Source organism: Mesobacillus sp. (assembly GCF_047739415.1).
GTDB lineage: Bacteria > Bacillota > Bacilli > Bacillales > Cytobacillaceae > Mesobacillus.
The window spans coordinates 1-8,552 of record NZ_JBIQOE010000109.1 but is presented as its reverse complement, the minus strand read 5'-3'; the positions used below and the strand labels follow the sequence as shown (position 1 = coordinate 8,552).

Below are 8,552 nucleotides of genomic sequence, written 5' to 3'. Positions count from 1 at the left end.
CGAAACTTCAACTCCGCCGTCAGAAGCAAAAAGCGCTTCTTTGTCGGAGTCTCCAGTTTCTGCGTTTCTGGGCAGTCGGCTATACTTTTCTATTTCGGTCCTGCCAATGAAGTCAAAGAACGACTTCACTGTCAGGCCCTCTAAGGCACAGGACGTGTAAACCCGCCAGCCACACGATGTGGCGTTTTAGGCGGGCAGCGCTTGTCGGGGCTGAACAAGGCGCTTGCGCTTTTTGTCTTTATACCGGATATACAGGATGTTTCCTGACACTGAATTCCATATCTTTTGTTTCGTATAGCTTGAACCGGTCTATCAGTGCATTCCTCAGGTCGTTGGCTGCAACGATGTCGTCCACGATCAGTTCGGAAGCGAGCTTATAGATGTCGATACTTTCTTTATACTCCTGGTGCTTTTCCTGGACAAATGCGATTTTCTCTTTTGGATCTTCAATTTGATTGATTTTGTTGGAGTATACTGCGTTAACCGCAGCTTCCGGACCCATTACGGCGATCTGCGCAGTCGGCAGGGCGATGCAGCAATCTGGTTCGAATGCCGGTCCCGCCATTGCGTACAATCCAGCACCGTATGCTTTACGGACAATTACAGAGATTTTCGGTACGGTCGCAGAGCTCATCGCAGCAATCAATTTCGCACCATGGCGAATGATACCTGCTCGTTCTACCTTCGTCCCAATCATAAAGCCTGGCACATCTGCCAGGAACAGCAATGGAATATGGAAGGCATCGCAAAGTGTGATGAATTTAGCCGCCTTATCGGCAGAATCCACGAACAATACTCCGCCCTTCACCTTCGGCTGGTTCGCAATGATTCCAACTGCCCTTCCATCTATACGCGCAAGGCCAGTGATGATTTCAGGAGCGAACAATTTTTTAATTTCAAAGAAACTACCTTCGTCGATCAGCGCATCAATACCTTCAAACATATCAAATGGAGCGTTTTGGTTCACTGGTACAATCTCTTCAAGACTTCTTCCAGCCTTAGGAGCTACTCCTTCGACAACATCTGTCTTCGATTGGAAATTCGCAGGGAAATAGCTCAAATAGCGCTTCGCTGATTCAATGGCTTCTTCCTCGCTGTATACAAGCATGTCACCTACACCACTGACTGAACAATGCATGCGGGCTCCGCCCATTTCCTCAAGCGTTACCTTCTCGCCAATTACCTTTTCCGCCATCCTTGGTGATCCCAGATACATCGAAGCATTCTGGTCAACCATGATCACGATATCGCAGAAAGCAGGAATATATGCTCCTCCTGCTGCAGATGGCCCGAAAAGAAGGCAGATTTGCGGGATTACTCCAGACAACTTCACCTGGTTGTAAAAGATTTTTCCTGCTCCCCTTCTGTTAGGAAACATATCAAGCTGGTCTGTAATCCGGGCTCCAGCAGAATCAACGAGGTACAATAATGGCACTTTCAGCTTTTCGGCTGTTTCCTGGATCCTGATAATCTTCTCAACAGTCCTTGCTCCCCAGGAACCCGCTTTTACTGTTGAATCGTTCGCCATGACACAGACTGTTTGCCCGCCAATTTTGCCTATCGCTGTTACGACACCGTCTGCTGGAAGGTCACCAGCCTGGAAATTGGCGAATTTGCCATCTTCCTCATAGACTCCGTCGTCAAATAATAGATTCAAACGCTCACGCACAAATAATTTATTTTGCTCAGCCAGCTTGTTATGATATTTCGGTTGTCCGCCAGCCTCGATTTGTTGAACTTTTTCCTGCAATGAATCAGTTAAAGTCTTCGCGGTAGTCATTCTACTCCTCCTTAAAATCTATTATTCTAATACAAGCAGGACATCGCCTTCGTTTACAAAGTCTCCAATATTCACCTTCACTTCAGCAACGTTTCCAGCACCCTGGCTTTCAACAGGGATTTCCATCTTCATTGATTCAAGCATTAGGACTTCCTGCCCCTCTGATACCGTATCTCCCGCTGCCACCATCACATTAAGTACTGTCCCTGCCATATTTGCTGTAATTTCCTTCATGTTCTTTCCTCCTCTATTTAGATGCCATTTTTCTTTCTGTTAAATAGGCTGTCGTATAGTTGCCTGATTTGAAGCCCTCTTCACTTAAAATTTCCGCAAACAATGGAGCATTGGATTTAATTCCTTCCAGTTTCAGTGTCGCGAAAAATTCCTGAGCAAGCTGGATTGCTTCTTCCCGGGTATTGCCTCCTACAATGCATTTGGCCACCATAGGGTCATAAAAAGGTGTTACAGTCGAGTCGGATTCATAACCATAATCTACTCGAACACCTTTTGCCTCCAGCCATGAAAACTCGCTGATTTTACCAGGCGAAGGCAGGAACCTTACTGGGTCTTCCGCATACAAACGGAATTCAATGGCCCAACCCTTCTTTTCGATTTCATCCTGAAGCAATGGAAGTTTCTCACCGCGGGCAACAAGAAGCTGCCACTTAACCAGATCGAGACCTGAAATGGTTTCTGTTACTGGATGTTCAACTTGCAGTCTTGTGTTCATTTCAAGAAAATAGAAGTTTTCGTTCTCATCCACAATGAATTCCACAGTTCCTGCGTTCACATAGCCCACTGCTTTAGCGGCTTTTACAGCCGTATCATACATCTTCTGCCGCGCTTCTTCCTTCAGGAATGGTGAAGGTGCCTCTTCAATCACTTTTTGGTGGCGCCGCTGGATTGAGCAATCACGTTCAAACATATGTACATGGTTGCCATGGGTATCTCCAAAAATCTGCACCTCAACATGTCGAGCATTTTTGATGTATTTTTCAATGAATACTTCATCTGAGCCAAAGTAAGCCTTTGCCCTGCCCTTTGTAGAATCAAAATTCTTAGCGAGCGCTTGCTCATTTTCACAAAGCACCATGCCAATGCCTCCGCCTCCCCCGCTCGCCTTCAGCATGACAGGGTAGCCTATTTCATCTGCAAGCTTGACAGCTTCCTCCAGTGTCTTCAATCCCTGGTCACTGCCTGGCACAACGGGAACACCCGCTTCTTCCATCGTTGTTCTGGCGACGATTTTATCGCCCATTTTTTCAATCGTATCCGGAGCAGGACCAATGAAAGTCAAACCTGCTTCCTTCACTTTACGGGCAAACTCTGCGTTTTCAGATAAAAAGCCGTAACCAGGATGGATGCCATCCACCTTTTCTTCCTTTGCGATTCTTAAAATTTCATCTGCATTAAGATATGATTTTTGAACAGGCGGCTCGCCAATCCGGAAAGCGCTGTCAGCTTCCTTTACAAAAGGCAGCTCTTGATCCGCATCAGAATAGACAGCCACTGTTTCAACTCCTAGTTCGCGGCAAGTTCGGATAATACGAAGCGCAATTTCTCCTCTGTTTGCAATTAATATTTTTTGCACGCTATTTCCCCTTTCCCGTAAAAAAATACGCTCACTATATAAAATTCTACAATATTCTGTATCTTTCCTGCAAAAATTGGAACCGCTTTCTAAAATTCAAATGCAGAATTTTTCATGTTTTTATAATATAATAAAAATAGGCTATAAAAAACAAATATATTCAGCTGCCTTTAAATATCCCAATTTTCGGGTATATAAATATTGCTGCTATCAAATGCATTGTTTCTTTTAAACCCGCCGAGAACTATTTCGATGGAATACTCGTTAAAATCCAGGTGCGGATTTAATTGTGGTTTGCAGGGACATCGCTTTCGATCAGAGCAGTATCCACAGAATTATTGGCGGCTTGATTGGGGGATTGTTTTATGGTGAATAAAGTGGAGAAACTGAAAATCAATTATAAGACATTAGAAGAATTCAAGAAATTCAAAGAGTATGGCCACCAGGAGCTTTCAATGCTTGAGGATTTGGAAGCAAACATTGTTGAAAATGATAGTGATTCTCCGTTCTACGGGATCTATTTCGGCGACAAGCTTGTTGCGCGTATGAGCCTTTACCAGGTCAAAAAGCAGTTTGATCGTTATTTCGAGCCACCACAGGATTATCTTGAGCTTTGGAAGTTGGAAGTACTTCCAAATTACCAGGGCAAGGGTTATGGAAAAGCACTTGTTGAATTTGCTAAAAGCTTTGGCCTGCCGATCAAAACAAATCCTAGAGTGAAATCTCAGGACTTCTGGGATAAGATGGGCTTTACACCAGTTCATTATGATGTGGAAAGAGACCGTGGAGAGAATCCGCTTGTCTGGTATCCAGCCGGTGTAACTGAACAGGTTCAATAATTTTTAAAACAATAGCGCCTGCCATGTCCGGCAGGCGCATTTTGTCTCCCTATTTTTCGACCTTCTCCAGATTTGCTTTTCCTTCTACCTGGAAGTTCATTTTTTGCTTTTGATCCTCGCCTTTAGGGCCTACTCTTTTTTTCGCTCGCTCCATGATGTCAATCAAGGCGCGATAGTCTTCTTCCATGGAGCGCAATTGAGTTTCCAATTTTTCATTTTCGGCAGACAAGTAATAGATTTGCTTTTCCAGCCCGCGGATTTTTTCTTTTTGCACATCCTGGCTGTTTGCAGCCCCCGCTTTTTCATAGAGGTCGTCAAGATATTGTTTTACTGCTTCAATATTTAAGTTTGATTGTGTCTTCTCTGGTTCAGGTGCAATGGTTGGAGCTTCGCTCACAGGCTGCACAGCCTCTTCTGACTTCTCCGGTGTCTTCGCCTGTTTTTTCGCTTCCTTCCGCTGCTTTTTCGCCAGTTCAATACCAGATTTATACTGTTTCCTTACATATGAATTCCAGCGGAAACCGCAAGCTGCAGCCGTTCTCGAAAGCTGCTTTCCTACCTCTTCAAATGCTTTCAATTGCGTACCGCCTTCGCGGATATTCCGCAATACAACTTCAGCAAGCAATAAATCTTCATCCTGTGACCAGGCATCCTGACGGGTTAATGGCATCAGAAAATCCCTCCTATTGTTTTTTATTCATTCATATGCATCTAATAGGAAAGATAGACTGATATCGCATAATACCCTGCTAATTATTTTATTTTTTTTTATTCATGAATTCGTCTACTTTTTTGTGATGAGCGTCATCCTCCCACAAGACAGAGCATCTTGCAGCCTCTTCTTCCATCCTTTCTCTCATTGATAAAAGCTCCCATTTTTTTATCATCAAAGTTTTATAAGCTTCCAATACAGTTGCCTCTTTATTCAAGCTTCCTTTCATAAATGAGAGACAGGCATCTATCGGATTTTCTTTATATATTTGGTGGATAAATCCATATTCCTTGAGTTCATCAGCAGTGTATATATTTGCATCGAGCAGCATTTTAAACGCAATATTTTGCGGAAGTTTCTCTAAGAGGATGCTTCCCCCTCCCCAGCCTGTCGTAATAGCTAGGTTTCCCTGGACAAATCCTGCTTTCATCCCATCTCTTCCAATCCGGAAATCGCAGGCTGAAGCAATTTCACACCCTCCCCCTACAGCAGAACCATTAAGAATGGCAATCGTGGGTCTCGGAAGGACAAGGAGCTTATATAAAATACCAGCCATCCTTGAGAGCATCCCATACGCCTGGGTCTCTGTTTTTAAACTGTGGAAGGCGGATAAATCCCCACCAGAACAAAATGCCTGGTCACCTGCCCCTGTAATGGCAAAGACTTTTACATCATTTCCTGCAGCCATATCGATTGCTTTTTCAAGTCCGGCCATTACTTCAAAGTTTATGGCATTTCTCCTGTCAGGCCTGTTGATCGTAAAAAGCAGCACTCCATCTTTTTCTTTCGTTATTATGTATGGATCCATTATTTTCCTCCTAAGATTCTCGTCCACTAAATTTTATCAATCTTCAGTTCAATTAAAAAGGATTTGAGTTAATGAAGCGAGTGAAATAGCGAAGAGTTTTGGGATGAGTAAAAAAGGAAGAATAGAAATACCTTTAAAAATGGCTTTGTTAAAGCCCAATGTGGTTTTGAAGCCCTGTTGATTGTAGTGGAAGGCGCGTAGACTCCTCCGAAAATGCTATCGCATTTCCATCGTGCGTGGGAAGATTCGAGGAAGCTAATCAATGTCCTGCGGGATGAGCAAGTAATGGGGAGACCCCGCAGGCGCATAAAGCGCCGAGGAGGCTCCCCGACTGCAAGAAAGAATTGGTTTATGAAAAATCCGGCCTTTGGGATTTTTCACTATCCTTCCCCGCGGAAAGCGAAGCGCCTGGAACGAAAATCAACAGTCGAGTTTAACAGAGCAAAGAAAGAAAAAAAGCACAGGGATGCGGATGCATCCTGTGCTTTTTCTTAGAGAAAATTAGTCGTTTACAACTTCTTTTCCTTTGTATGTTCCGCAAGCTTTGCACACACGGTGAGCAAGTTTCATTTCACCGCAGTTAGGGCATGCTACCATACCCGGAACTTGTAATTTAAAATGAGTACGGCGTTTTCTTTTCGCAGTTTTAGACGTTCTTCTAAATGGTACAGCCATTCTTCCCACCTCCTTAAAAGGAATAAGAAAGTTTATGAAGGCCAGTCCTTTTCTGGACCTCCACGCTCTTTTTTAATCGATTAGTCAGAGGAATCCTTAGAATCCTCAAAGAATTTTGCAAGTCCGGCAAGTCGGGGATCAAGTTTTTCGGATTTCTCCTGTTCCTCGATTACTTCCCAATCCTTACCTGACTGGGGTGCGCCTTCTTGACCAGCGCTATCATCACAGAATACTTGCATTGGAACTTCCACTAGCAAGATCTCCCTGATGATGGGTTCAAGATCAATGACATCGCCTGTTACTTGATGAACTTCCTCGTCAGCCTCATAGTCGTGGCTGTTTAACATGAAAGTTTCAGTTGTTTCCACATCAATTGGATATTTTACATCAACTAGTGTCCGTGAACAAGGAAGAATTAGATGTCCATCAATCCTGATATGGAATGTCACTCTTGTGGCACTGATATCCGCCCTTCCAGTTAGGTGGATGGGAGATACCTCACGGATTGTTGGTTCTGTTTCCTTTATCGAGTCCATTCGGACAAACTCGTCGATTAGAAAGTCCTTGTTTCGATGTTTTTGTATCTGACTTATTGTCCATTTCATAGAATCACCCCAAGGCAACAAAGGTAATTATAGCCCTTCGCGTAATCATTTGTCAATATTTTTTCTTTACACTATAATTTACATAAATACTTTAAATTAAACTTAAAGACAATGCAATATCCATCTTAACATGAAGGAGTACAAGAATGAAAGCTGTGGGCGTCGTTGTTGAATATAATCCTTTCCATAATGGCCATTTATTCCACCTGCAACAGGCAAAAGAACAATCTGGGGCAGATATCTCGATTGCGGCGATGAGCGGGAACTTCCTTCAGCGCGGGGAGCCTGCACTTGTCTCAAAATGGGCAAGGACAAAGATGGCTCTCGAAGCAGGCGTTGACATCGTTTTTGAGCTTCCCTACCGTTTTGCGACACAGCATGCGGAAACTTTTGCAGAAGGGGCCGTATCGATACTTTCTGCTGCTGGCTGCGATACTCTTTGTTTTGGCAGTGAATCCGGTGATTTGGATGCTTTTAATAAAACGATCACCTTTCTTGAAGAAAACAATGAAAAATTTCAGGAAAGAATAAGACTTTACACTGGAGAAGGATATAGTTACCCTAAGTCAATCTCCCTCGGCTTTCAATCTCTTGCTCCAGATGAAAGCTTTATCGATATTTCAAGACCCAATAACATCCTTGGACTTCATTACATACAGGCAATCATCAGGCAAAAAAGCTCAATGAAAGCTGAAACGATCACCAGGAAAAGTGCCGGCTACCATGATGAGCATTTTGCTTCCGCCACGATTGCCAGCGCCACGAGCATACGCAAAGCTCTGTTCGGAGCAGCAGGAGAAATAGAAAATATTAAGCAATACGTACCAGAAACGACCTACAAACAGCTTACAGATTACAGAGATCAATATGGCAGTTTCCATTCATGGGAAAACTACTGGCCATTATTGAAATACAAATTGCTCCAAAGCAATCCATCAGAATTAAGGGGCTTCTATGAAGTAGAAGAAGGACTGGAGAACAGATTGCTTGCCGCTGCTGCTTCCTCAGAATCATTCCAGCAATTCATGGAATATATCAAAACCAAGCGTTATACATGGACAAGGCTGCAGAGAGTCTGCCTTCATATTTTAACCAATACAAGCAAAACCACGATGAAAACGAGCCAAAAAACGGTGAATTATTTGAGGCTATTAGGAGCAACTGAAAAGGGCCGATCTTACCTGAACCATAAGAAAAAGGATTTCAGTCTGCCACTTGTCTCAAAGCTCTCCGCTTTTTCTGACCCTGATATCGATCTTGATATTAAAGCATCAAGGATTTATGCTCTCGGACAAACTGGAAAGGGGCAAGATCAGCTGCTTGCAGAAGAATTCGCCCGGCCTCCAATCATGTTGAAATCATGAAAAATCGCTGCAGCAACTTAGAACAAAAAGCGCAAGTGCCTCGTTCAGCCCCGACAAGCGCTGGAGGGCCGACCGGTGAAGTCGTTCTTTGACTTCATTGTGCGGACCGAAGCGTCTCGAGGGGCTAGGCGCTGGAGCTGGATTAAGAAGACTTCATGAAGTTATCCACAACTCAAAA

At 43.7% G+C, this 8,552-nt stretch carries 9 protein-coding genes; 2 read left to right on the top strand and 7 right to left on the bottom strand.

Going from position 1 to position 8,552, the window contains the following annotated elements; translation table 11 throughout:
• Nucleotides 1–238: 238 nt before the first annotated feature.
• The 3 genes from ACH0QE_RS08975 to ACH0QE_RS08965 are packed head-to-tail and all read right to left on the bottom strand — an operon-like array spanning nucleotide 239 to nucleotide 3,371.
• Nucleotides 239–1,780: an acyl-CoA carboxylase subunit beta gene (locus tag ACH0QE_RS08975; protein WP_415800360.1), complete on the bottom strand. Its 1,542-nt coding sequence runs from the start codon at nucleotides 1,778–1,780 to the stop codon at nucleotides 239–241.
• A gap of 21 nt (nucleotides 1,781–1,801) precedes the next feature.
• Nucleotides 1,802–2,014, bottom strand: coding sequence for an acetyl-CoA carboxylase biotin carboxyl carrier protein subunit (locus tag ACH0QE_RS08970; protein WP_041965515.1), 213 nt, complete (start codon nucleotides 2,012–2,014; stop codon nucleotides 1,802–1,804).
• A gap of 13 nt (nucleotides 2,015–2,027) precedes the next feature.
• Nucleotides 2,028–3,371: an acetyl-CoA carboxylase biotin carboxylase subunit gene (locus ACH0QE_RS08965; RefSeq protein ID WP_415800359.1), complete on the bottom strand. Its 1,344-nt coding sequence runs from the start codon at nucleotides 3,369–3,371 to the stop codon at nucleotides 2,028–2,030.
• 365 nt (nucleotides 3,372–3,736) lie between these two features.
• On the opposite strand from ACH0QE_RS08965, the gene ACH0QE_RS08960 reads away from it, so the two are divergent.
• Nucleotides 3,737–4,210, top strand: a complete 474-nt coding sequence (locus tag ACH0QE_RS08960) for an N-acetyltransferase (protein WP_415800358.1) — start codon at nucleotides 3,737–3,739, stop codon at nucleotides 4,208–4,210.
• A 49-nt stretch (nucleotides 4,211–4,259) separates the two neighbouring features.
• Here ACH0QE_RS08960 and ACH0QE_RS08955 read toward each other — a convergent pair whose 3' ends face one another.
• The 4 genes from ACH0QE_RS08955 to ACH0QE_RS08940 all read right to left on the bottom strand — a co-directional run bounded on the left by ACH0QE_RS08955 (nucleotide 4,260) and on the right by ACH0QE_RS08940 (nucleotide 7,010).
• The gene (locus ACH0QE_RS08955; RefSeq protein ID WP_415800357.1) at nucleotides 4,260–4,880 is read right to left on the bottom strand and encodes an RsfA family transcriptional regulator; all 621 of its coding nucleotides are present in this window, start codon (nucleotides 4,878–4,880) and stop codon (nucleotides 4,260–4,262) included.
• Nucleotides 4,881–4,968: 88 nt separating this feature from the next.
• Nucleotides 4,969–5,730 (bottom strand): enoyl-CoA hydratase/isomerase family protein, encoded by a 762-nt coding sequence (locus tag ACH0QE_RS08950; RefSeq protein ID WP_415800356.1) that lies wholly within the window; start codon nucleotides 5,728–5,730, stop codon nucleotides 4,969–4,971.
• Between the two features lie 501 nt (nucleotides 5,731–6,231).
• A complete protein-coding gene (rpmF, locus tag ACH0QE_RS08945; protein WP_023615018.1) occupies nucleotides 6,232–6,405 on the bottom strand; it encodes a 50S ribosomal protein L32 in 174 nt (57 codons plus the stop codon).
• A gap of 80 nt (nucleotides 6,406–6,485) precedes the next feature.
• Nucleotides 6,486–7,010 (bottom strand): YceD family protein, encoded by a 525-nt coding sequence (locus tag ACH0QE_RS08940; RefSeq protein WP_023615019.1) that lies wholly within the window; start codon nucleotides 7,008–7,010, stop codon nucleotides 6,486–6,488.
• Between the two features lie 146 nt (nucleotides 7,011–7,156).
• On the opposite strand from ACH0QE_RS08940, the gene ACH0QE_RS08935 reads away from it, so the two are divergent.
• Nucleotides 7,157–8,374, top strand: coding sequence for a nucleotidyltransferase (locus tag ACH0QE_RS08935; RefSeq protein WP_415800355.1), 1,218 nt, complete (start codon nucleotides 7,157–7,159; stop codon nucleotides 8,372–8,374).
• The last annotated feature ends 178 nt before the right edge of the window (nucleotides 8,375–8,552 follow it).